This window comes from Mycobacterium sp. ML4, assembly GCF_054515735.1.
Map to the genome: position 1 here is coordinate 44,320 of NZ_JBTNSY010000004.1, position 23,457 is coordinate 67,776.

At 66.0% G+C, this 23,457-nt stretch carries 18 protein-coding genes and 1 tRNA gene; 13 read left to right on the forward strand and 6 right to left on the reverse strand.

Annotation, left to right across the window (positions count from 1 at the left end):
- Positions 1-5: 5 nt before the first annotated feature.
- The gene (locus ACX9NE_RS05425; RefSeq protein ID WP_459360818.1) at positions 6-452 is read left to right on the forward strand and encodes an Lrp/AsnC family transcriptional regulator; all 447 of its coding nucleotides are present in this window, start codon (positions 6-8) and stop codon (positions 450-452) included.
- Between the two features lie 22 nt (positions 453-474).
- On the opposite strand, the gene ACX9NE_RS05430 is transcribed toward ACX9NE_RS05425, so the two are convergent.
- Entirely contained in the window at positions 475-1,323 is an 849-nt protein-coding gene (locus ACX9NE_RS05430) for a CbiQ family ECF transporter T component (RefSeq protein ID WP_459360817.1), read from the reverse strand.
- The gene (locus tag ACX9NE_RS05435) at positions 1,320-3,377 is read right to left on the reverse strand and encodes an ATP-binding cassette domain-containing protein (protein WP_459360816.1); all 2,058 of its coding nucleotides are present in this window, start codon (positions 3,375-3,377) and stop codon (positions 1,320-1,322) included. Before ACX9NE_RS05435 ends, ACX9NE_RS05430 begins: the two co-directional genes overlap by 4 nt.
- A gap of 129 nt (positions 3,378-3,506) precedes the next feature.
- Here ACX9NE_RS05435 and ACX9NE_RS05440 point away from each other — a divergent pair, with 129 nt between their 5' ends.
- From ACX9NE_RS05440 to ACX9NE_RS05450, 3 genes are all read left to right on the forward strand, one after another.
- Positions 3,507-3,983 (forward strand): MarR family winged helix-turn-helix transcriptional regulator, encoded by a 477-nt coding sequence (locus tag ACX9NE_RS05440; protein ID WP_459360815.1) that lies wholly within the window; start codon positions 3,507-3,509, stop codon positions 3,981-3,983.
- A gap of 76 nt (positions 3,984-4,059) precedes the next feature.
- Complete coding sequence (locus ACX9NE_RS05445; RefSeq protein WP_459360814.1) at positions 4,060-6,507, forward strand: ABC transporter permease; 2,448 nt, start codon at positions 4,060-4,062, stop codon at positions 6,505-6,507.
- A 125-nt stretch (positions 6,508-6,632) separates the two neighbouring features.
- Complete coding sequence (locus tag ACX9NE_RS05450; protein ID WP_459360813.1) at positions 6,633-8,573, forward strand: acyl-CoA dehydrogenase family protein; 1,941 nt, start codon at positions 6,633-6,635, stop codon at positions 8,571-8,573.
- Here ACX9NE_RS05450 and ACX9NE_RS05455 read toward each other — a convergent pair.
- The gene (locus tag ACX9NE_RS05455) at positions 8,570-10,033 is read right to left on the reverse strand and encodes a nitrate/nitrite transporter (protein ID WP_459360812.1); all 1,464 of its coding nucleotides are present in this window, start codon (positions 10,031-10,033) and stop codon (positions 8,570-8,572) included. The two genes, ACX9NE_RS05450 and ACX9NE_RS05455, sit on opposite strands and share 4 nt — an antisense overlap.
- A 156-nt stretch (positions 10,034-10,189) precedes the next feature.
- The gene (locus tag ACX9NE_RS05460; protein ID WP_459360871.1) at positions 10,190-10,660 is read right to left on the reverse strand and encodes an LppP/LprE family lipoprotein; all 471 of its coding nucleotides are present in this window, start codon (positions 10,658-10,660) and stop codon (positions 10,190-10,192) included.
- A gap of 360 nt (positions 10,661-11,020) precedes the next feature.
- On the opposite strand from ACX9NE_RS05460, the gene ACX9NE_RS05465 reads away from it, so the two are divergent.
- From ACX9NE_RS05465 to ACX9NE_RS05500, 8 genes are all read left to right on the forward strand, one after another.
- Positions 11,021-15,163, forward strand: a complete 4,143-nt coding sequence (locus ACX9NE_RS05465; protein WP_459360811.1) for a molybdopterin-dependent oxidoreductase — start codon at positions 11,021-11,023, stop codon at positions 15,161-15,163.
- Positions 15,164-15,275: 112 nt separating this feature from the next.
- The gene (locus ACX9NE_RS05470; protein ID WP_459360810.1) at positions 15,276-15,572 is read left to right on the forward strand and encodes a hypothetical protein; all 297 of its coding nucleotides are present in this window, start codon (positions 15,276-15,278) and stop codon (positions 15,570-15,572) included.
- Between the two features lie 65 nt (positions 15,573-15,637).
- On the forward strand, positions 15,638-17,284 hold the full coding sequence (locus ACX9NE_RS05475) for an NAD-dependent malic enzyme (RefSeq protein WP_459360809.1): 1,647 nt from the start codon (positions 15,638-15,640) through the stop codon (positions 17,282-17,284).
- Positions 17,285-17,843: 559 nt separating this feature from the next.
- Positions 17,844-18,776, forward strand: coding sequence for a cysteine synthase A (gene cysK, locus ACX9NE_RS05480; RefSeq protein WP_459360808.1), 933 nt, complete (start codon positions 17,844-17,846; stop codon positions 18,774-18,776).
- A gap of 2 nt (positions 18,777-18,778) precedes the next feature.
- Complete coding sequence (cysE, locus tag ACX9NE_RS05485; protein WP_459360807.1) at positions 18,779-19,483, forward strand: serine O-acetyltransferase; 705 nt, start codon at positions 18,779-18,781, stop codon at positions 19,481-19,483.
- A 32-nt stretch (positions 19,484-19,515) separates the two neighbouring features.
- A complete protein-coding gene (locus ACX9NE_RS05490) occupies positions 19,516-19,935 on the forward strand; it encodes a thioredoxin family protein (RefSeq protein WP_459360806.1) in 420 nt (139 codons plus the stop codon).
- Between the two features lie 17 nt (positions 19,936-19,952).
- Positions 19,953-20,405: a DUF4395 domain-containing protein gene (locus tag ACX9NE_RS05495; protein ID WP_459360805.1), complete on the forward strand. Its 453-nt coding sequence runs from the start codon at positions 19,953-19,955 to the stop codon at positions 20,403-20,405.
- A 275-nt stretch (positions 20,406-20,680) separates the two neighbouring features.
- Positions 20,681-20,959 carry an ANTAR domain-containing protein gene (locus ACX9NE_RS05500; RefSeq protein ID WP_459360804.1) on the forward strand — a complete coding sequence of 93 codons (279 nt, stop codon included), beginning with the start codon at positions 20,681-20,683 and terminating at the stop codon, positions 20,957-20,959.
- A 23-nt stretch (positions 20,960-20,982) separates the two neighbouring features.
- Here the strand turns inward: ACX9NE_RS05500 and ACX9NE_RS05505 are convergent.
- A tRNA-Asn gene (locus ACX9NE_RS05505) sits at positions 20,983-21,055 on the reverse strand.
- A gap of 175 nt (positions 21,056-21,230) precedes the next feature.
- On the opposite strand from ACX9NE_RS05505, the gene ACX9NE_RS05510 reads away from it, so the two are divergent.
- Positions 21,231-21,524 carry a hypothetical protein gene (locus tag ACX9NE_RS05510; RefSeq protein WP_459360870.1) on the forward strand — a complete coding sequence of 98 codons (294 nt, stop codon included), beginning with the start codon at positions 21,231-21,233 and terminating at the stop codon, positions 21,522-21,524.
- A 6-nt stretch (positions 21,525-21,530) separates the two neighbouring features.
- Here the strand turns inward: ACX9NE_RS05510 and dnaG are convergent, their stop codons facing one another.
- Complete coding sequence (gene dnaG / locus ACX9NE_RS05515) at positions 21,531-23,450, reverse strand: DNA primase (RefSeq protein WP_459360803.1); 1,920 nt, start codon at positions 23,448-23,450, stop codon at positions 21,531-21,533.
- Between the last annotated feature and the right edge of the window lie 7 nt (positions 23,451-23,457).

Sequence of the window (23,457 nt, forward strand, 5' to 3'; positions counted from 1 at the left end):
TCCCGATGGACCGCCTGGACGACACCGACGAACGCATCCTCGTCGAATTGGCCGAGCATGCACGGGCCACCTTCGCCGAGATCGGCCAGAAGGTGAACCTCTCCGCGCCGGCGGTGAAACGGCGCGTCGACCGGATGCTCGACAGCGGTGTCATCCGCGGCTTCACCACGGTCGTCGACCACAATGCGCTCGGCTGGAACACCGAGGCCTACGTGCAGGTGTTCTGCCACGGCACGATTGCGCCCGACCGGCTGCGCGAGGCGTGGGTCGACATTCCCGAGGTGGTCAGCGCCGCCACCGTGACGGGCACCTCGGATGCGATCCTGCACGTGCTTGCCCGCGACATGCGGCACCTGGAGGCGGCGCTGGAACGTATCCGCTCCAGCGCCGACGTGGAGCGCAGCGAAAGCATTGTGGTGCTGTCGAATCTGATTGATCGGATGCGAACGTGAGCGGTTGTCGCCAAACCGACGGCTATCGCGCCGTGAAGATCGTCTGGATCGCCACGCCCGCGCCGCAGACCAGGATGGTAATGGTCATCGCCGCCCAGTCGGCAAGTTTGGGGCGCTGTGGATGGGCCGACAACTGACCGGTGCCGCCGCGGGCGGTGATCGCGTCGCCCATCTCGTCGGCCCGTCGCAACGTCACGGTGATGGTGGCCGCGAGCAGGTCGATGACCTCCATCCTGCGTTGCTGTCGCTTCTCCTTGCGGCTGCGTGGCACGGGTTTGGGGCGCAGCCGGCGAGCGGCGTACAGCACCTGGAACTCGTCGATCAGCATCGGGAAAGCCCGTAGCGCCAACGCCAACGCCACCGCCCACTCGTCGATCGGCAGCCGGAGCAGACGCAGTGGCCGCCCCAAAGTGGCTACCGCGGGACCGATTTCGGCAACGTTGGTGGTGTACGACACCAAACCACCCAACGCCAGCAGCACCAGTGTCAGCGCGGTGATGCGCACGAAGTTCAAGAACCCGCCGAGTCCCACGTCAGTGCCTGCCACCGAGATCAGCGGATCACCGCCGGCCAGTGCGGCCGTGATTCCGCCGATCAAGACGACGATCCACAACCAGCGCGGGATGGACGGCAGGGTGCCGCGGGGAATACGCGCGGCCCACACCGCCGCCAGCACCACGGCTGCGGCGCACCCGATGGTCACCCAACCCGGGTAGAACGCCAGGAGCACCGAGATGCCGAAAACCACCAGGAGTTTCGTACCTGCCCACAGATCGTGGATGGGTGAGCGACCCGGGATCGGAACGAGCAACACCACGGGACGACCGGGCCTACGGTTCTCCCGCTGCCGCGACGACGAACTCCCGGTCACGACACGCCGCCCGGTCGCACAGCGGACGTCGAGGCCGACTCGAGCGTGCCATCGCGCAGGTGCAGGGTGCGCGGACACAGGCTCTCCATCCCGACGAGGTCGTGTGAGATGACCACCACCGTCAGCCCCCGCTCGCGGCGCAGGTCCTCGAGCAGTCGCAGCAGTCCGCTCTGGCTCTCCGCGTCCAGCCCGGCCAACGGCTCGTCGAGAATCAGCGCCTTGGGCGAGCACGCCAGCAGCCCGGCCAGGACTACCCGGCGCATCTGCCCGCCGCTGAGCTTGTCGATGCTGCGGGAGGCCAGCGCAGGGTCGAGTCCGACGACGCCGAGCGCCGAGATCACGCGGTCCTGATCCTTGTGCGAAAAGCCGGCCGCTGAGGCGACTTCCAGGTCGACACGGCTGCGCATCAGCTGTAATCGGGCCGCCTGAAACGACAGTGCCACCGCGCCGACCTGTTCGTCGGTAGAGCGACCGTCCAGCAGGCACACCCCACGCGTCGGCGCGGTCAGACCGGCCATGATCCACGCCAGTGTTGACTTGCCAGAACCGTTGCCGCCGTGGATGAGTACACCGTCGCCCTGCTCCACGACGAAGTTGATGTCGTGCAGCGCTACCTTGGCCCACGGGGTACCGACGCCGTATTCGTGGCCGACACCGATGAGTTCGAGTGTCGACCCGCTGCGGGTTCCGCCCACGCCGGTGGTCGGCATCTGCTCGTCACCGGTGGGCTGGACCATGCCGGCATTGTCCGGGGAGTCACTGAGTTTGATTGTGCGGTCGGCGGACTCGGCTTCGTTGTTGTAGTGGGTGATGTGCACGAGTGCCGTGCGGTGCCGCTTCGTCAGCCCGGACAGCACATTTAACAACGCCTCGCGGCCCTGCTGATCCACCATGGTCGTGACTTCGTCAGCGATCAGCATCGCGGGCTCGCGGGCCAGCGCCGCCGCAAGCGCCAGCCGCTGCAGTTCACCGCCGGACAAGCTTCCGGTATCGCGTTCGGCGAGGTCGTCCAGTCCGACTTCGCGCAGCAACTGGTCGACGTCGGTTTCGGTGCCCGGTGGCAGACCCCACACCACGTCGTCGGCGACCCGGGTGCCCAGTACCTGGCTTTCGGGATGCTGCAGCACCACTGCGGTGCCGCCGAGCTTGCCCAGCCCCACTGCCCCCGGCCGATCCACGGTGCCCGATGTCGGCTCCCGGCCCGCCAGGATCAGCATCAGTGTGGTCTTGCCGGATCCGTTGGCGCCGGTAATAGCGAGGTGTTCGCCTTCCCTGATCTCCAGACTGATTTCGCGCAACGCGTCCTGGTCGGCGCCGGGATAACGGAAGCGCACGTCGTTCAACCGAACCGGAACCGGCCCGACGGCGGCGCCGGCGACATCACCGGCGGGGGCGTCCAGCTTGTGCACGTCCGGGATTCCCCGCATCCGCTCCAACAGTCGGGACAGCGCCCACCACCCGATCAGCGAGATGAAGATGACCCCGACGGCGACAAAGCCGAGCAGGACCAGCTGCCAGTACTGCAGCGCCCCCGCGTACAGCCTTTTGAGCCAGAACCCCACATCCCGCAGACCCACCCGCCCCAAAAACGCGGCCAGTCCGTTCACGTTCGCGCTGATGGCATCACGCATCAGGTGCCGCAGGCGAGTCAGCACCATCAACACGCCGACGTTGGCGGCGCCGAACACCAGTCCAGCGATCACCGACGAGACGACCACGGTGGGCGTGCCGCGCCCCCGGCGCTTGATGATTCCGGTGAGCCCACCGATATAGGCGCTCTGGATGACGCCCATCAGTCCACCTCCGCCGGCGATGAGGAAGGCGATGACCCCCGCGGCGACTGTCGCGGTGATCAGCACCCTCAGGCGGTAGCGGTAGGCCAGCAGGCCGGTGGGGACGGTGCCCAGCAATGCCAACCCCGCGGCGAAGGGCACCACAACTGAAACGATGGCGGTCACCGAGCACAGCGCGGCCATCACCGACGCTTGCGCCAATTCACTCGGTCGCAGCGGTCCACCCCGGGTGCGCGATGGAGGTGGCCCGATCTCGCTCACTCGATCGATTCTGCCAGGTCCACTCGCCACGAGTGACCAGCACACGGACCCCCCGGGTGTCTGGCGTGATGGCTGTCACGATCGGTCTCCCGTTGGTCTCCTATAGCAAAGCTATGCAACGATGGATGCATGACTTCGTCCGCCACGGCAAAAGACACGGAGGTCGCGCTCGGTCTGGGCGCCGACCTGCTGGCCGTGGTGGCGCGGTTGAATCGCCTGGCCACCCAGCGCATCCAGATGCCGCTGCCGGCGGCACAAGCCCGGTTGCTGGCCACCATCGAATCGCAGGGAGAAGCTCGCATCGGTGACCTGGCCGGCGTCGACCACTGCTCGCAACCAACCATGACCACCCAGGTGCGCCGGCTCGAGGACGCCGGACTGGTATCGCGGACCGTCGACCCGGGCGATGCCCGCGCGGTTCGCATCAAAATCACGCCCAAGGGCCTGAACATGCTCAACGCGGTCCGCAGGGATCGCGCCGCCGCGATCGAACCGCAACTGGCCCGCCTCGACGCCGCCGATCGTCAGGTGCTGGCGGATGCGGTGCAGGTGCTGCGGCGTCTGCTGGAAAATGCGGCCAGCACGCCGGGCCGCCGCACGCTCTGACCGCCGGCCGCCGCGAGTGGATAGACCCGTTCAACGGGTAGACACTTGAATCAGTACCAATGGTCTGTGATGAAAGGTGGCGGCCATCCCTGACGTCTCACCGTTGACCGTATGGGTCGGATCGACGCGGTACGTCTTCGCGCCGGGCCGCGATGTGACCGTGGGACACGGCGGACACTGCGATGTCCGCCTGGACCCGGATGGCGCCGGCGCAGACGACGCTTCGCCACCCGTCCCGGATGTGGTGCTGCGGTTCGCCGGTACCCATTGGCTTGCCGTCGATCAAGGCCATCGGGGCCTGTTCCTCGACGGGGTGCGGATGTCGACGATCGACATCCGAGATGGTCAGACGGTCGCGATCGGCGATCCGCAGCACGGACCACGGCTGAGCTTCCTGTTCACGGCTCCTGACGACGCGCCTCCGCCTACCACCGATCCGATGAGGGTGAAGACGCCGGTGCCCGACCCGGTGCCGGTTGTGGTCGAGGCCGCGGCCGACCCACAGACCACCCGCATCCCCGCGCAGCCCGAGGCCGCGGCCGACCCACAGACCACCCGCATCCCCGCCCAGCCCGAGGCCGCGGCCGACCCACAGACCACCCGCATCCCCGCGCAGCCGGTCCCGCTTGAGTACTCGCCGCTGGAGCGGCCCACCAGACCCTTCCGATACATCGAAACGCTGCCCGCTGAGCCCGAACCGGACGGCGCACAGGTCGAAGGTCCAGGATTGGTCGCGCGCATGACCGAGGCGACCCGGAAACTGCTTCCCGGCGGCACGGACCCGCTGCAAGAGGAGCTGCCTCCGCAGACCAGCCGGTTACCCCTGCTACCGGGCGCCCGCACGATCGGCGTGGCCGGCTACAACCTCGGACTCACCGTAGACGGCCAGCCGCTGCTCTCAGACATCTCGTTCACAGCGCCCCCGGGTTCACTGATCGCGGTCGTCGGTCCGTCGGCGGCGCGCAATTTCGCCCTGACCGGACTGCTCGCCGGAACGCGACCGCTCAGTTCTGGTGTGCTGACGGTGGACGGCCACGACGCTCACGCCGAACCCGACGTGATGCGGCTCCGGATCGGGGTGGTCCCGCGCGACAACCGGGTGCACCGCGGCCTGACCGTGGATCGCGCTGTGGGATACGCGGCCGAGTTGCGGCTGCCGCCAAGCACCACGCCGGAGAATCGGGAACGGGTGGTCCACCAGGTTCTCGATGAACTCGACCTGACCCCGCACCGCACCACCCGGGTGGCCAAGCTGCCCCCCGAAGCGCGCCGGTGCGTGTCGCTGGCGGTCGAGCTGCTCACCCGGCCGTCCTTGCTGGTAGTCGAGGGGCCGGGCGCCGGACTGGACCCGGTGCAGGAGCATCACGTGATGGCGCTACTGCGCCGGCAGGCGGACCTGGGCTGCGTAGTCGTCATCGCCGGCACCTCGCCGGCCTCGCTCAACATGTGCGACCAGGTGCTGCTGCTCACCACCGCCGGTGAGTTGGCGTTCGCCGGACCGCCTTCACATATCGACTCAGCGATGGGCACCACCGACTGGTGGGAAATCCTGGCTCGGATCAACGCCGACCCACACGGCGCACACCACGCGTACCTGATGCGGCAGGAGGCGTCGGTGTCGCCGACTCCCCCGTCGATCGCCAGGCCGCAGCCTCTGGCGCCCAAAACCGGCTTCGGCCAGCAGGTTAGGTTGGTGGGCCGCCGGCAACTGCGGTTGTTGTCGGCCAATCCCTGGTATCCCCTGCTCCTGCTGATCCTGCCGATTGCGCTGGGGGGGTTGACACTGCTGATCCCCGGCGATTCCGGATTGAATCGACCGTCGTCGGGCAATTCGCACGAAGCCATCGAATTACTCGCGGCGCTCAACTTCGCAGCGGTCCTGCTGGGCACCACGGCCACCATTGGCGTCCTGGTCTCCGAACACCGAATCTTCCGGCGTGAGCAGTCGATCGGGCTGTCGGCGTCGGCCTACCTGCTCGCCAAGCTGATCGTCTTCGGTTCGGTGGCCGCCGCGCAGGCCGCGATCCTGACCGCCATCGTCATCGTGGGCAAGGGCGGCCCCAGGCACGGCGCGGCACTGCTGGGCACCTCACCGTTGGCGGCCGGCATCGAGTTGTACGTCGCCGTGTCTGCGACGGCCGTCGTTTCAGCGATCGTGGGGCTGGCGTTGTCTTCGCTCGGAAAGTCCATGCGTGAGGTGGTGCCGCTGATCATCCCGGCATTGCTGGCGTCGCTGCTCTTCGCCGGCGGGTTGGTTTCGCTGGTGGGAACTTGGGGCTACGACCAGGTTTCGTGGCTCGTCCCGGCCCAATGGGGTTTCGCGGCCGCTGCTGCGACGGCGGACCTGCGCCGGGTCGACAAGCTGGCTGACCACAACGCGATGTGGAGCCACTACTCGGGTTGGTGGGTGTTCGACATGCTCATGCTGGGGCTTCTCGGCGCGATATGGCTCGGTTTCGTCCGGTACCGGTTGCGCGCGCCGGAGGGTCGTGCCGAGACATCGCGAGCAACAGTAACTGCCTGACGGCGGGCGGGGATGCGTACGAGCAACCGCCGCCGCCGCTGCCTATAGCCCGAAATTTGCGCGACACCTTTCGTCGCCCGGGCCGACTGGTTCCGACAGTGCGGGTGACGAGCTACGGTCGGGGAATGGCGTCTGACAACAAAAGCACGGCCGACTACCTCCGCGATGCCCTCGACGGGCGTTGGCGCGATGTGAAAAACGAGACACGGGCCAAACTCTCGCACGAGGCGTTCCGTCCGCACCACACCCCGAACACGGTCATCGCCCGTGCCAAGGTCGCCGAGCAGATGCAGATGATGGCGGCCGCAGGCATTTCCGACGAAGGGTTCCGCAAGGAGCACGGCGGCACCGGCGATGTCGGCGCGGCGATCACCATGATCGAGATGCTGGCAATGTCGGATTTGTCGTTGATGGTCAAGGCCGGCGTGCAGTGGGGCCTGTTCGGCGGCGCCGTCGAAAACCTGGGCACCGAACGCCACGCCTCCTACGTCAGGGACATCATCACCCTCGATCTGCTCGGTTGTTTCGCGATGACCGAGACCGGACACGGCAGTGACGTCCAGTCGCTGGAGACGACGGCCACCTACGACGTCGAGACCGAAGAGTTCGTGATCAACTCCCCCACACCGACATCCCGCAAGGACTACATCGGCGGCGCAGCCGAAACGGCAAGAATCGCAGCGGTTTTCGCGCAGCTGATCACCCACAAGGACGGCGAGCCGGTGAACCACGGCGTGCACTGTGTCCTGGTCCCGCTCCGCGACGCCGACGGCAACGACCTGCCGGGGGTGACCACCTCGGACTGCCACTACAAGGGTGGGTTGCCCGGTGTCGACAATGGCCGAATCATGTTCGACAACGTCCGGGTGCCGCGGGTCAACCTGCTGAACAAATACGGCAACGTCGAGCCCGACGGCACATACACCTCACCGATCGACAACGCCAACCGGCGCTTCTTCACCATGATCGGCACACTGATCCGCGGCAGGGTCACCGTCGGCGGCAGTGCCGGCAACGCGACTCACGTCGCGCTGGACATCGCTACCCGTTATGCGTTGCAGCGCAGGCAGTTCAGCGCTCCCGGCGACGATGACCACGAAGTGCTGATCATGGACTACCTGGTGCACCAGCGGCGGCTGTTCCCGTTGATCGCGAAGTCGTACGCGCTGCAGTTCGCCCAGAACGAACTGGTGTCCAAGTGCCATGACCTGCAAACCTCTGAAGTGGTGGACGCCGAGGAGCAGCGCGAGCTGGAAGCGCGCGCCGCCGGGCTCAAGGCCGCCAACACCTGGCACGCGTCCCGGGCTATCCAGGAAGCCCGGGAAGCCTGCGGCGGCGCGGGTTACATGGCCGAGAACCGGTTGATTGGGTTGCGCGCCGACACCGACGTGTTCACCACCTTCGAGGGTGACAACCACGTGTTGACTCAGCTGGTCGCCAAGGAACTGCTCACCGCCTACGCCGACGACATCAAGAGCATGAGCCCGGTCGAGTGGGTTCGGTTCGCGGCCACCACCGTCGGTGACCGCGTCAAGAAACGCACTGCGGCCGAAGCGATCATGCAACGCATCGTCGACGCGAGACAGGACAACGAAGAGGAAGGCAGCCTGTTCAACCGCGGCACCCAGGTGCAGATGTTCGAGGACCGCGAGGATTACCTGCTGTCCTCAGTGGCGCGCCGGTTGCAGGGCAAGTCCAAAGAGATGTCGGCTTTCGACGCGTTCAACGCGGTCCAGGATCACGTGCTGCACGCCGCGCAGGCCCACATCGACACGGTGGTGCTGGAAGCCTTTGTCGCGGGCATCGAGTCATGTCCCGACCCCGAGGCGCGCGAACTGCTGGGCGTGGTGTGCGACCTGTACGCGTTGTCGGTGATCGAAGGGGACAAAGCCTGGTTCATCGAGCACCGCTACCTGTCGACCGAGCGTGCCAAAGCCGTCACCCGGGGCATCAACGATCGATGCCGGGTCCTGCGGCCGCACGCCAGGACGCTGGTCGACGGGTTCGGCATCCCGAAGCAGCTGCGCTACGCCGAGATGCTGCACCCGGAGAATCTGCCCGACTAAGCGCTGCTGACAGCCAGCTCGGCGGTCTGCACCACCGGCTCGGGCGCGGCCGACCTGCGGATATATGCCTTCCAGGTCAGTGCCGCGGCGGCGGCGTAGCACGCCATGAAGCCCCAGAACGCTTCCGTCGCGGTGCCGGTGCTCAGGTACGACGCGCGCAGCGCGAGGTTGATGCCGACTCCGCCCAGGGTGCCCACCGAGGCGACAAACCCGATGACGGCACCCGAGATGATGCGAGACCATTCGCGCCGCTCTCCTTCGCTGAGGTCGAGCGAGCGGCTGCAGGCCTCGAAGATTGTCGGAATCATCTTGTAGACCGATCCGTTACCCAATCCGGACAAGATGAACAGTGCGATGAAGCAGGCGAAATAGCCCGCCATGGCGGCGGCACTACCATGGTGGCGGTGCTGGTCCATGCTTGCGCTGATCAGTAGTCCTGCGGTGAGCGCCATGCCGATGAAGACCATCAGCGTCAGGCGGCTGCCGCCGATCCGGTCGGCCAGCCGGCCGCCGTATACCCGCGCCAGGGCAGCCAGCAACGGACCCAGGAACGCGAGTTCGGCGGCGTGCAGGCTTGCCTGTCCGACGGTTTGCCCGCTACACACGAAGTTGGCCTGCAGCACCTGGCCGAACGCGAAAGAGAACCCGATGAACGAGCCGAACGTACCGAGATAGAGCAGCGAAAGCAGCCAGGTGTCGCGGGTGGTGAAAACGGCTTTGATGATCGGTCGCAGTCGCTCCGGTTTAACCCGGTGCTGCTCAACGTTATTCATGAACAGGGTGACTCCGAGGGCTGCGACCGCCAATGACACCGCATACAGTCCGCAGATCAGGTAGGGCTTGCGGTCACCCAGTGTGGCGATGACCAGCAGGCCGACCAATTGGACCGCGGGTACGCCCAGATTGCCTATACCGCCGGCTAGTCCGAGGGCGGAGCCCTTCAGCCGGTGGGGATAGAAGGCGTTTGCGTTGGTCATCGAGGCGGCGAAGTTGCCACCACCCAGTCCGGTCAGTCCCGCGCAGATCAGGTACGGCCACAGCGGCAGACCGGGATGCATCAACAACACCATGGCGCCGATCACGGGGACGAGTAACGCCAGAGACGAGAAGATCGCCCAGTTGCGCCCACCGAAGACGTTGGTGGCCAACGAGTACGGCATCCGCAGACCCGCTCCGACCAGGGTGGCCGTGATACCGAGTAGCAACTTGTCGCTCGTGGAGAACCCGTAGACGTTCTGCGGCATGAACAACTCCATCACCGGCCACAACGTCCATACCGAATAGCCCAGGTGCACGGTAATGACCGACCACAGCAGGTTGCGGCGCGCGATCACCTTGTTGCCCGCTTCCCAGGCCACCAGATCCTCGGCGTCCCAGTGCGAGATGTGCCGCGGCCCACGGCGTCTGCTCGCCGCGTTGTCGCATGACTCCACCTTTCGCGGCAACGTCTGCTGGTGCATAACCCTCCTTGCTGTGCGTCCATGGCTGTGTCGTGAACGGAAACTCAAGCGTGCCAGGCCGACCGGCGTGCAGCACGCCGGGAGCAGCCTGAACCTGCTGTAGGTGTGCTGAAGAACAGCTGAATGCGACGTCGAACGCTGGGATTTGACTGTGAATTACTGGTGCGGAATCGGACTGAGCGCTTTGAGTTTTCCGTCCGGCCCGATCTCGAACGTCACGGTGCCCCGTCCGGTGGGGCAGCATTCCTCGTCCTTGCCGACTCGCCATTGATACTGCACGGTCACGGTGTCGTCTGCCGGCGCCAGCACCGTGATGTAGGGCTTCGGGTTCGGGGTGGGCGAGCCCAGTGGGGTGTTGCGATCGAAAAACAGCAACTGTTGCGGCGTCGACTCCGAGGCAATGGTCGGGATGATCTGCACCCAGTTCAACCTGCATTTACGGGTATGGCCGCGGGCGATCTCCACCCATGCAGAGCCCGGCACCTCGATCGGGACGGCGGCAATCGCACGGCGCACCGTCTCGGCGGTCGGGCTGTCAGACTCCTTGCAGGAATCCGGCTTGGCCTGCGGCCGGGACGTGGGCGCACTGTCGCAGCCTGCCGTTGCCAGGCCCAGTACCAGGACCACAGCGCCGAAGCGAGAACGCACGTCGCGAGCTTAACGAACGTGCCGGCGGCCGCGCGAGCCTGGAAGCGCACTGTGAATGTCCGTCGAATTTCGTCAGTATCGCTGGTAGAGGGCATAAACCAGCCGGCGCCGCGGGTAATCTCGGCTGCGATCACTGGTCGAAGAGGACCGGGATCGCCCAGGGCCGGCGCGTGTTTCTGACCTATTTTCCAGCCGGTTTCGGATGCCGCACACGGCGACGTACCCCGTTGCGAGAAGTCCGTAAAACCGCAGAAACCTCGGATGTGCCGTACTGAAACATCGCTGCCGGACGATGTGGTCGTATCCCGGTGTCTGAACAGGGGAGGTCGGAGTATCACCATGGGGTCCGTCGACGACACCGTGCGCACGATGTGCGCCTACTGTGGCGTCGGGTGCGGAATGGTGCTGCAGATCACAACCGATCCGGTAAGTGGCAGGCGTCACACCGCCAAATCGGTTGGACAGGAGGACCACCCGGCCAACTTCGGGCGGTTGTGCACCAAAGGCGCAACCACCGCTGAGTTCCTCGCGGCGCCGGGCAGGGTGGAGTCTGCATACACCCGGACCGACCGCGGTCAGCCGTTCGAGGCCGTCGATACCGACACCGCGATCATCCGATCGGCCAAGCGGTTGCGGGCCCTGATCGACAAGCACGGTCCGGATTCGGTAGCTCTTTACGTGTCGGGCCAGATGTCGCTGGAAGCCCAATACCTGGCGAACAAGCTGGCCAAGGGATTCATCGGCACCAATCAGATCGAGTCGAACTCCCGGCTGTGCATGGCCGGCGCGAGTTCGGGTTACAAGCTGTCCCTGGGCGCCGATGGGCCTCCCGGGTCGTATCAGGATTTCGATCACGCCGACGTCTTCTTCGTGATCGGCGCCAATATGGCTGACTGCCATCCGATCCTGTTCCTGCGCATGATGGAACGGGTCAAGGCGGGCGCCAAGCTGATCGTGGTCGATCCGCGCCGTACCGCGACCGCCGAAAAGGCCGACCTGTTCCTGCAGATCGCTCCCGGCTCGGATCTTGCGCTGCTCAACGGATTACTCCATCTGATCGTGCGCACTGGACACACGGATCCCGAGTTCATCGCCGAGTTCACCACCGGCTGGGAGGTGATGCCGAGTTTCCTCGAGGAGTTCACCCCAGACGTCGTCAGCGAAATCACCTCCATTCCGGCCGAAGACATCCGCACCGCCGCGCAGTGGATCGGCGAGGCCGCGAACTGGATGAGTTGCTGGACGATGGGTCTCAACCAGAGCACCCACGGCACCTGGAACACCAACGCGTTGTGCAACCTGCATCTGGCCACCGGTGCGATCTGCCGGCCCGGCAGCGGACCGTTCTCCCTCACCGGGCAGCCCAACGCCATGGGCGGGCGTGAAATGGGTTACATGGGTCCGGGTTTGCCGGGCCAGCGGGCGGTCACCTGCACCGAGGACCGCGAGTTCACCGAGGACCAGTGGGGTATCCCCCGCGGCTCACTGCGCACCGACGTCAGCGACGGCGTCATCGACATGTTTTCCCGGATGGCCGACGGTGAGATCAAGGCGTGCTGGATCATGTGCACCAATCCCGTTGCGACCGTTGCCAACCGCAAGACAGTGCTGGCCGGCCTGGAGAAGGCGGAGCTGGTGATCACCCAGGACGCGTACCTGGAGAACGAGACCAACGAATACGCGGACGTGGTGCTGCCGGCCGCCCTGTGGACCGAATCCGAGGGGGTGATGGTCAACTCCGAGCGCAATCTGACGCTGTTCCAGAAGGCGGTCGATCCGCCGGCCCAAGCGCTGCCCGACTGGCAGATCATCGCCCGGATCGCCTGCGAGATGGGATATTCCGACTCGTTCACTTACCGCAGCGCCGAGGAGGTGTTCGACGAGATCAAGCGGTTCTGGAATCCCAGGACCGGCTACGACATTCGCGGCGTCAGCTACCAGCGGCTGCGCGAGACGCCCGTGCAGTGGCCTTGCCCGCCCGACAGTCTCGCCGACCGCAATCCGATCCGCTATCTCAACGACGGTGTGAGCCAAAACCTGCTGGTCCGCGAGGACGGTCACGTGCCGAGGTTCGCATTCCCGACCCCGCACGGTCGGGCGGTGTTCCATGCCCGTCCGCACCTGCCGCCCGATGAGATGCCGGACGCCGACTACCCCTTCTTGCTCAACACGGGTCGGCTGGCGCACCAATGGCACACCATGACCAAGACCGGCAAGGTCGCCAAACTCAACAGGCTCAATCCCGGACCGTTTGTCGAGATTCATCCCGAAGACGCCGCCCGCCAACATATCTCCGAAGGCGACCGGGTGGAGATCGCATCCCGGCGCGGCCGTGCAGTGCTGCCCGCCGTCGTCACCGACCGCGTGCGCCCCGGCAACTGTTTCGCTCCATTCCACTGGAATGACTCCTTCGGCGAATACCTTTCGATCAACGCGGTCACCAATGACGCCGTCGACCCGGTGTCGCGCCAACCGGAGTACAAGGCTTGCGCGGTGACCCTCACCAAGGTCGCCGGGCCGGCCCCGACGCCGCCACCGCACGCAGAGGTACCCACGCCGGCTCCGCCGGAGCAGGGACCGCACGCAAGCCTGGCCCAGATCGATGCGATCGCCGAGTTCCTCGGGGTGGCAGCCGAACCCGTCCCTGACTTCGACGCAAGCGGCCGCGCCTACTTAGCGGGTCTGCTGGCCGGGGTGCGACTAGAGGCAGGCCGCCCGATGACCGGGTTACCCACACTGCCCGTCAGTGCACCGTTTGACGCCAGGACCCGCATGTGGCTGGACGGGTTGATCGCGGGCCTCTTCTCGCGCACCTCTGGGCCGGCATCGACACCGGACATCAAGCAGGCAGCCGAGGCCGTGGACGAGCGGGCCCCGGTTGTGCTGTTGTGGGCGTCCCAGACCGGCAACGCCGAGGAATTGGCCGCCGACTTGGCGACGCGCCTGACCGATGCCGGGCTGTCGGTCTCCCTGTGCGACATGGACGACTTCTCCATCGCCGACCTGGCAGGCACGCGCGAGTTGCTATTGATCACCAGCACCACCGGTGACGGTGATCCTCCGGACAACGGGGCCGGTTTGTGGCGGGCACTGTCCAGCGAGGACGCGCCGCGCCTGACCGAAACCCGCTATGCGGTGCTGGCTCTCGGCGACTCGAACTACAACGACTTCTGCGGACACGGGCGCCGGCTCGACGAGCGGCTCGCCGAGCTGGGCGCGATCCGCATCACCGGCCGGGTGGACTGCGAACCCGACTACGACGCCGACGCCGCGCGGTGGCTCGATGACGTTCTGGCCGCCTTGACCCCGGCCTCCGCACCGAGAAAATGTAGTTCCGCGGTGTCACCGCAGAAGTACTCGAAGAAGCGCCCACTGGTCACCGATGTGATCCGTAACACCACGCTCAGTCACCCCGCGTCTGCGAAAGATGTGCGCCAGTTGGTGTTTGACGTCCCGGAGGCAACCGTCAACTACGAGGCGGGCGACGCGCTCGGGGTGTGGCCACACAACAACGAGCAGTTCGTCGACGATTGGCTGACCGTCACCGGTCTGGACGGGCGCACCGAGGTGGAGGTTGCCGACCACGGCGCGATGTCCCTGCGCACCGCGCTGACCGACCGCTTCGAGCTCGTCCACATCAGTCCCGACCTGTTGCGTTTCGTGCAGCAGCGCACCGCCGACGCGGCCGCAGCCGCCGAACTGGCCGAGCTTATGAAGCCGGAAAACAAAGCGGCACTGGCGGATTGGTCGTGGGGGCGGCAGTCGGTGGATCTGCTCGGGCAGGCACCTGTGCACGCCTCGGCCGACGAGTGGCTTTCGGTACTCAAACCCCTACAGCCGCGGCTGTATTCGATTTCCTCCAGCCCGAAGGTGCACCCCGGGGAGATCCATCTGACGGTCTCACCGGTGCGGTACAACTTCCGGGGAATCCCGCGCCGGGGAGTGTGCTCGACGTATCTGGCCGACCGCTCCCCCAGCGACCGGATCGCGGTCTACGTGCGGACGGCGAAGAACTTCCGTCCCCCGGCCGATCCGCAGACCCCGATGATCATGATCGGGCCCGGGACGGGCATCGCCCCGTTCCGTGGCTTCTTGCAGGAGCGGCGGGCGCTGGGACACACCGGACCGAACTGGTTGTTCTTCGGCGAGCAGCACGCCGCCACCGACTTCTACTACCGCGACGAGATTCAGGCGATGCACGCCGACGGATTGCTGACCGAGCTGGACCTGGCCTTCTCCCGCGACCAGCGGGAGAAAGTGTATGTGCAGCACCTGATGCGCAGACGTGGTGCGGCGCTGTGGCGCTGGCTGCAGGACGGTGCCCAGCTATACGTCTGCGGCAGTGCCGACCCGATGGCCAAGGACGTCGACCAGGCGATCTGCGATATCGCGGCCGAACACGGCAAACTCGATCCAGACGCGGCCAGGGCTTTTGTGCAGGGGTTGAGCGCGGACAAGCGTTACCACCGCGATGTGTACTGAACCCCTGGCTGGGCAATCACGTAATTTGACGGAAACGTCACACGCTTTTCGCTGAAACATCGGCGTCGCATTATTCACCCTAGAGATCTTCGCTCGAGGGAGGGTCGTACGCGTGGCTCGGGATTTGGATGGTCCGTCCGGGACCGATCTGCCCACTGCCTGTCCACTGCACTGTCGCGCCCGCCAGGACGCAACACCTGCCGAGCAGGTCGACTGGGCCGGACTGCCGGTCAATCTCGACCTCGCTTTCTCCCAGAATCAGCGCGACAAGGTCTACGCCCAGCACCTGAAATTCAGGCGCGCCGGCCTGGGCCGCCGGGCCCCGCGTGCCGCGGACGTTTGCGTCTGCGAGCTCGCGAACCACCCGGACTTCAACCCGGACACGCGCAAGTCCGCCTCCGGCTGGTAATTCTCCGTATATTCATTCGCCGGCGATACCGTGACGTGACGCCCCTTTCACGGACGGAGCCTGTGATGAGCGATGCCAGCGTGCCCCGGTTCCCGGAGGCGCTGTCGACACCGAGCCTCAACCGCGGAGTGGGGTTCACCCACGAGCAGCGACGACGGCTCGGACTGACCGGCCGGCTGCCGTCGGCGGTGTTTACCCTGGACCAGCAGGCCGACCGCGTCTGGCACCAATTGCAAACCATGGCAACCGATTTGGGCCGCAATCTGCTGCTCGAACAACTGCACTACCGCCACGAGCTGTTGTATTACAAGGTCCTCATCGATCATCTGCCCGAACTGATGCCGGTGGTGTACACACCCACCGTAGGTGAGGCGATTCAGCGCTTCTCCGACGAATACCGCGGTCAACGCGGACTGTTCCTGAGCATCGACGAGCCGGACGACGTCGCTGAGGCCTTTGCGACCCTCGGTCAAGGCCCCGACGACATCGACCTCATCGTGTGCACCGACGCCGAAGCGATACTGGGCATCGGTGACTGGGGGGTCGGCGGAATCCAGATCACGGTGGGCAAGCTCGCGCTCTACACCGCCGGTGGCGGCATCGATCCCCGGCGCTGTCTCGCGGTGTCGCTGGACGTCGGCACCGACAACGAACAGCTGCTGCAGGACCCCTTCTACCTGGGCAACCGCCACGCCCGCCGGCGCGGCGAGCAATACGACGACTTCATCAGGCGCTACATCGAAACGGCCAACCGGTTGTTTCCGCGCGCGATACTGCACTTCGAAGACTTCGGCCCGGCCAACGCGCGCAAGGTGCTGCAGACCTACGGCAACGACTACCTCGTGTTCAACGATGACATGCAGGGAACCGGCGCGGTGGTACTGGCCGCGGTCCTGGGGGGATGCCGGGTCACCGGGCAACCACTGCGCGAGCAGCGCATCGTGGTATTCGGTGCCGGCACCGCCGGGCTGGGGGTCGCCGACCAGATCCGCGACGCCATGGTCGCCGACGGCGCCACCTTCGAGCAGGCCACTTCACAGATCTGGCCGATCGACCGTCCAGGCCTGCTGTTCGACGACATGGACGATCTGCGCGACTTCCAGGTTCCCTACGCCAAGAACCGCGAAGGCCTCGGTGTGCCCGCAGGGCAGCGTATCGACCTGGTCGACGCGATCAAGCTCGCCGCACCCACCGTGTTGCTCGGCTGCTCCGCGGTGCCCGGCGCGTTCACCCATGAGGCCGTCGAAGAGATGGCGGCCCGGTGCGAGCGCCCGATGATTTTCCCCCTGTCCAACCCGACTTCGCGCATGGAAGCGATGCCCGCCGACCTGGTGCAGTGGTCGGACGGCAAGGCACTGGTGGCCACCGGCAGCCCGATCGCGCCGGTCGTGCACGACGGAACCACCTACACCATCGGCCAAGCCAACAACGTGCTGGTGTTCCCGGGAATCGGGCTGGGCATCATCGTCGCCGGCGCCCGCCGGCTCACGCCGTCCATGCTGCACGCGTCAGCAAAAGCCGTTGCACAGCAGGCCGATCCGGTTGCCGTTGGGGACTCGCTGCTACCCGATGTCCAGAATCTGCGCGACATCTCGGCGAAGGTCGCCGAGGCGGTGTATCAGGCTGCGGTCGACGACGGGGTCGCCACCAAAACACACGACGACGTCAAGCGGGCGATAACGGACACCATGTGGTCGCCGGTGTACGACTGAGCCTCAGCGCCTCGCGACTTCCGGCTGATAACCGGGGACGGCCGGCATCGAGCGAATTCACCCCGATTTCCTCATGCCCTATAGTGGACACCATGCAACAGGCCGTTCAGCTGCGCTTTGTCCGCACACGCTGTTCCGCCGTGGACTGTTGTTGTTGTTGATTCCTGGCGCAATCTGACCGTTCAGCAATCATCGCGAGGGCCTCATGGGCACCGTGACCTCGCCAGCCAGCTTCAGGAAGAGCAACCTCTATGACTGTCCAGTCAGCGTCGGGCGGTGCTGCAGCCCCACGGCTTCTGGCACGCGTGGCCGAACAGCGGGAGACTCGGCGGCGAGCAGCTTACGTCTGCTCGTGTTTCACGCCAGTCACCTCGGGAATAACAACAGCGCATGGTGCGTCCGTTTCTATCAGCGAACGGGCGGTGCCGGGGGCGTCGCCGGTTGGCACAAGCCGACGCCGAACATCGGATGGCCGCAACATACACACGCACATGACCATTGAGCTCGACATCACCTGGGATACCGACCAGCCCTGCCCCGACGTCGTTGGAGGATGTGGATGACCATCGCGGAGAACATCACCCAACTGATCGGCAACACGCCGCTAGTGCGGCTGCGCAAAGTCACCGACGGTGCGGTGGCCGATGTGGTCGCCAAGCTGGAGTCGTTCAATCCGGGCGGCAGCGTGAAAGACCGGATCGGTGTGGCGATGATCGACGCCGCCGAGAAGGCGGGCCTGATCAAATCAGACACGATCATCGTCGAACCCACGAGTGGGAACACCGGTATCGCACTGGCCATGGTGGCGGCCGCACGCGGTTACAAGTGCGTGCTGACCATGCCCGAAACGATGAGCAACGAGCGGCGCATACTGCTGCGGGCCTATGGCGCCGAACTCGTTCTGACTCCGGGCCCCGAGGGCATGGCCGGCGCCATCGCCAAAGCCGAGGAACTGGCCAAGAGCGACGAGCGTTACTTCATGCCCCAGCAGTTCGAGAATCCGGCGAACCCGGCCGTGCACGCCGTCACCACCGCCGAGGAGATCTGGAAAGACACCGACGGCAAGATCGACATCTTCGTCTCCGGGGTCGGAACCGGCGGCACCATCACCGGCGTCGCGCACACCATCAAAGAACGCAAGCCCTCGGTGCAGTTCGTCGCGGTAGAACCTTCGGCCTCGCCGGTGCTGTCCGGCGGTCAGAAGGGACCACACCCGATCCAGGGCATCGGTGCCGGGTTCATTCCCCCGGTGCTGGACATGGGACTCGTCGACGAGGTCGTCACCGTCGAGAACGACGATGCGCTGACGCTGGCCCGGCGGCTGGCAATCGAGGAGGGACTGCTGGTCGGCATCTCGTCGGGAGCGGCCGTGGCCGCGGCGCTGGCGGTGGCCCGCCGGCCCGAGAACGCCGGCAAGCTTGTCGTCGTTGTCCTGCCCTCGTCCGGCGAGCGCTATCTGAGCACCGTCCTCTTTTCCGATCTGAGCGACTAGCCATGCTGAACGCCATACGGCGCGACATACGAGTGGCCAGGGAGCGAGATCCGGCCGAACCGACCGCGTGGGAAGTGATCCTCACCTATCCAGGAGTGCACGCGATCTGGGGTTACCGGATCAGCCACTGGCTGTGGCGGCGCGGCGCTCGACTGGCCGCACGGGCATTGGGCGAGCTCACCCGAATTCTGACCGGCGTGGATATCCACCCTGGCGCCAAGATCGGGCAGGGGTTGTTCATCGACCACGCCACCGGGGTGGTGATCGGCGAAACCGCCGAGGTCGGCGAAGACGTCACCATTTTTCACGGCGTCACCCTCGGCGGCACCGGCAGGGACAAAGGCAAACGACACCCGACGATCGGCGATCGGGTAACGCTCGGCGCGGGGGCGAAAATTCTCGGCCCGATCAAGATCGGGGAAGACAGCCGAATCGGCGCCAACTCCGTCGTCGTCAAGGAGGTACCGGCCAGTGCCGTAGTGGTCGGTGTTCCCGGGCAGGTCGTCAGCCGTCCCGGCCCGGCCAGCGAGGATGAATCGAAGCTGCCCGACCTGGTGGGTGTCAGCCTGAAGTCGCTGCTTACCCGGGTCGCCAGGCTGGAAGGCAACTCGTCGGGCTCCCTGAATGGTCAACAGGGTGAACTCACCGACCGCGTCATCCGGCCGCCGGAGGCGGGCGTTTGGTACGGCGAGGACTTCTCGATCTAGGGAATACGGGTCGGAAAAGTGTTGGTGCGCTCGTGAGTTCAGTTGTCATCGCGGTCTTGGCGATTGCCGCAGCCCTGGTTGCTGCCTGCCTGATCGGCGGTGTGGTCAATCAGCGCTCCGGCGTGCTGCGGCCCGCCAAAGACCAGACGGGGCAGGACAACTCCGACCTCGGCCTGTCCGAGACAGGTCCGACCGTGCTGCATTTCAGTGCCGATTGGTGCGGACCGTGCGCCGCGGTGCGCCGCGTCGTCGATCAGGTGTGCGCCGATCTGCCGGACGTCGCACACGTCGAACTGGACATCGATGCCAACCCGGCGGCCGCCAAACGCCTGTCGGTACTGTCGCTGCCCACCACCTTCATATTCGACGCGCAAGGCCAGCAGCGTTATCGCACCGCGGGCGTGCCGAAGGCCGCCGAACTGCACACGGCATTGCAACCACTACGAGTTTGAGCTGAAAGGAGCGATTGATGTCACTGGAGATCGACCAGGTCGACGTGCGGGGACCGCGGTTCGCGGCGTGGATCACCACCACGGTGTTGGTGGTGACGCTGGCGGTGTCCCTGGTCAGCCGCCCGGCGGCTGCGGTGATCCTGGCCGCCCAGGCCGTTGTCTTCGCGATCAGCGCCGTGCGCGGACCGCGCAACGGCCCCTACGGGTTGCTGTTCGCCAAGCTGGTGGCGCCGCGGCTGAGTCCGGTCAGTGAGCGCGAGCCGGTGGCGCCGCTGAAGTTCGCCCAGTTGGTCGGGCTGATCTTCGCGATGATCGGGGTGTTCGGGTTCGCGGTCGGGCTGCAGCTCGTCGGCGTCATCGCGACCGCCTTCGCGCTGTTCGCGGCCTTCCTCAACGCCGCCTTCGGCGTCTGCCTGGGTTGCCAGATGTACCCGCTGGTCGCTCGGTTGCGGCGCGCTCCAGCCGCCTGATCGGGCGAATCTTCAAGCGGCAGTGGTCAAGTACTGTAGTGGCTCGCGGCGCAAGGGATAAATCGCTTGTAAGCCATACACATTGAAATCCACCGGCCGTCAAAACTGATGGCTTATTGTGAAGTCATGCTGGGGGTCACTACGTTGCGTTGGGTCACGCTGCGCTCGACGAGCTGTCGTTGCTGAACGTCTCTATTCAGCGGCATACGGCGATAATCGTAAATCATTGCCCGGCAATGTATTCGCTGTTTCTATCAACGACAGGACGTTGAGACATGAGCGAGGAAAGCACCCGCGCGATCGACACGGCGGTGGGCATTCTGGTGGGGTGGCGCCGGTGCGGCACGCAAACGGCGTTTCGTGAGCTCCTCAGCGCCAGCGAGCGGCAGCAGGTTCCGCTGTTCGCGGTAGCCCGGGCGCTGGTCGAGCTGACCAGCGGGCACACCAACGCACCGGAGGGCGGCGGGGCCGCCGAGCAGGGTGTGCTACGCGAGTGGGGTGAGGAGTTTCTGGACGTCGGCGACGTTGCACCCAAGGTGGACAGGTGGCTTTGAGAGGGCGCGACGACGTCCGACTGCTCCCCCGGAAGGACTCGAACCTTCAACCCTTCGGTTAACAGCCGAATGCTCTGCCAGTTGAGCTACAGGGGACTATCAGTCCAGCGAACGCTGGTGCTGACCGCGGGACGACTCTAGCGTACTGGCTCCGCGCGCAGCCAACCGGCACCGGCTGAACCATCTCGGGCCGCCACCCGGATCGGGCGCGCCAGGTAGCGGCCCGATGAGGCAGGATGGAGCCAACGCACTTCTTCTCGGAGGGATCGCATTGATCGGGTATGTCGCCGTGTTGGGCGTGGGTTATGTGCTGGGAACCAGGGCCGGACGCCGCCGTTACGAGCAGATCGCGGGCACGTATCGCGCGCTGACCGGCAGCCCCATCGCCAGATCGATGATCGAAGGAGGGCGTCGCAAGATCGCGAATCGCATCTCCCCCGATACGGGCTTTGTGACGCTGACCGAGATAGACAGCCAGACGGCCATCGTCCAACGCGACGACCAGGCACCGGTGGACGACCTCGACGCCGAGGTGGTCGAGCCGCGGGTGAACGCGGCGCGTTGACCAGACTCAGGCGGTGAGATCGTCGCCGCTGGCCTGTTCCAGCAGGCTGCGCCGGTAGGCCTCCATCGCGACCAGGTCGCCGAACAGCGCGTGATACTCGTCGCCCCGCTCGATCGGTGACATTCGCTGCAGCTTGGACTTCACCTCGGCGATCTGGCGGCCCATCCAGACCTCCTGCAGCCGCGCCAGCACCCCGGAGATATACCGGGGCAGCTGTTCGTCTTCAGCGTTGATACTTTCGACCCCCAATTCGCTGACCAGACCGGCCGTGAGCGCCGAGTTGGTCTGTTGGCGCACCATGTCCAGCCATTGCGCCCCGCTGACCCCGGCCGAGGTGCCGCCGGCCGCCTCGACGGCCGCCCGCACGGCGGCATACCCGGGGTGAGTGAAGCTCTCGACGGTCAGGGTGTCGAACACCGGGCCGGCCAGCGCCGGGAACTGCAACGCGGACTTGAGGGCCTCACGCTGCGGCCACAGCGTCGGATCGCGCGGGTCGGGGCGGGCGACGGCGGGCGTCGCGGCGACCGCGTCGGACGCCGCCTGAGCGGGCTGCGGCGCGCCGCGGCGCGGAGTCCTCGCCACGACCCGGCCGGATTTCTTGGCTTGGGTCCGCACCCGGTCGAGGACCTGGGCGACGTCGTCCCACCCGACCCAGCCGGCCAACTGGCGGGCATACTCGTCGCGCAGTGTCGGGTCCTTGATCTGGCTGACCATCGGTACACAACGGCGCAACGCGCCCACCCGGCCCTCGGCACTGTCCAGGTCGAGTTCGCCGAGCGCGGTGCGAATAGCGAACTCGAACAATGGGGTTCGCCGGGCCACCAGATCGCGCAGGGCTCCGTCACCGGACTTCAGCCGCAGGTCGCAGGGGTCCATGCCGTCGGGGGCCACCGCTACGAACGACTGCCCCGCCAGGTTCTGCTCTCCGTCGAACGCCTTGAGCGCGGCGGCCTTGCCGGCTTCGTCGCCGTCGAAAACATAGATCAGCTCGCCGCGGAAGAAGCTGTCGTCCATCATCAACCGGCGCAGCATGGCCAGGTGTTCATCGCCGAAGGCGGTGCCGCAGGACGCCACCGCGGTGGTGACCCCGGCCAGATGCATCGCCATCACGTCGGTGTAACCCTCGACCACCACCGCCTGGTGACCCTTGGCGATGTCACGTTTGGCCAGGTCGAGCCCGAACAGCACCTGCGACTTCTTGTACAGCAGCGTTTCGGGGGTGTTGACGTACTTGGCTTCCATCGGGTCGTCGTCGAACAACCGCCGGGCCCCGAACCCGATCACCTCACCCGAGGCGGTGCGAATCGGCCACAACAGCCGCCGATGGAAGCGGTCCATCGGGCCACGACGGCCCTGCCGGGAAAGGCCGGCCGCTTCCAGCTCTTTGAACTCAAACCCTTTGCGCTGCAGATACTTTGTCAGCGTTTCCCAACCTGAAGGCGCGAAGCCGCAGCCGAACCGGCGGGCGGCCTCGGCGTCGAAACTGCGATCGCTCAGATACTTGCGGGCCGGCGCGGCCTCGTCGGACTGCAGCGCCTGCGCGTAGAACTCGGCGGCGGCCGCGTTGGCCGCGACCAGCCTGCTGCGGCTGCCCCGGTCGCGCTGGACGCTGGTGGCCGGACCGCTGTAGGTGATGGTGTAGCCGACCCGGTCGGCGAGCAGTTCGACGGCCTCGACGAAGCTCACGTGTTCGATCTTCTGGATGAAGGCGTACACGTCGCCGCCCTCGCCGCAGCCGAAACAGTGGAACTGATGGTTCAGGGGCCGCACGTGGAAAGACGGTGACTTCTCGTTGTGGAAGGGGCACAGGCCCTTGAGCGAGTTCGCACCGGCATTGCGCAGCTGGACATAGTCGCCGACGACGTCCTCGATGCGGGCCAATTCGCGGATGGCGGCGATGTCGCGATCAGGGATCCGGCCGGCCACGGGCTCA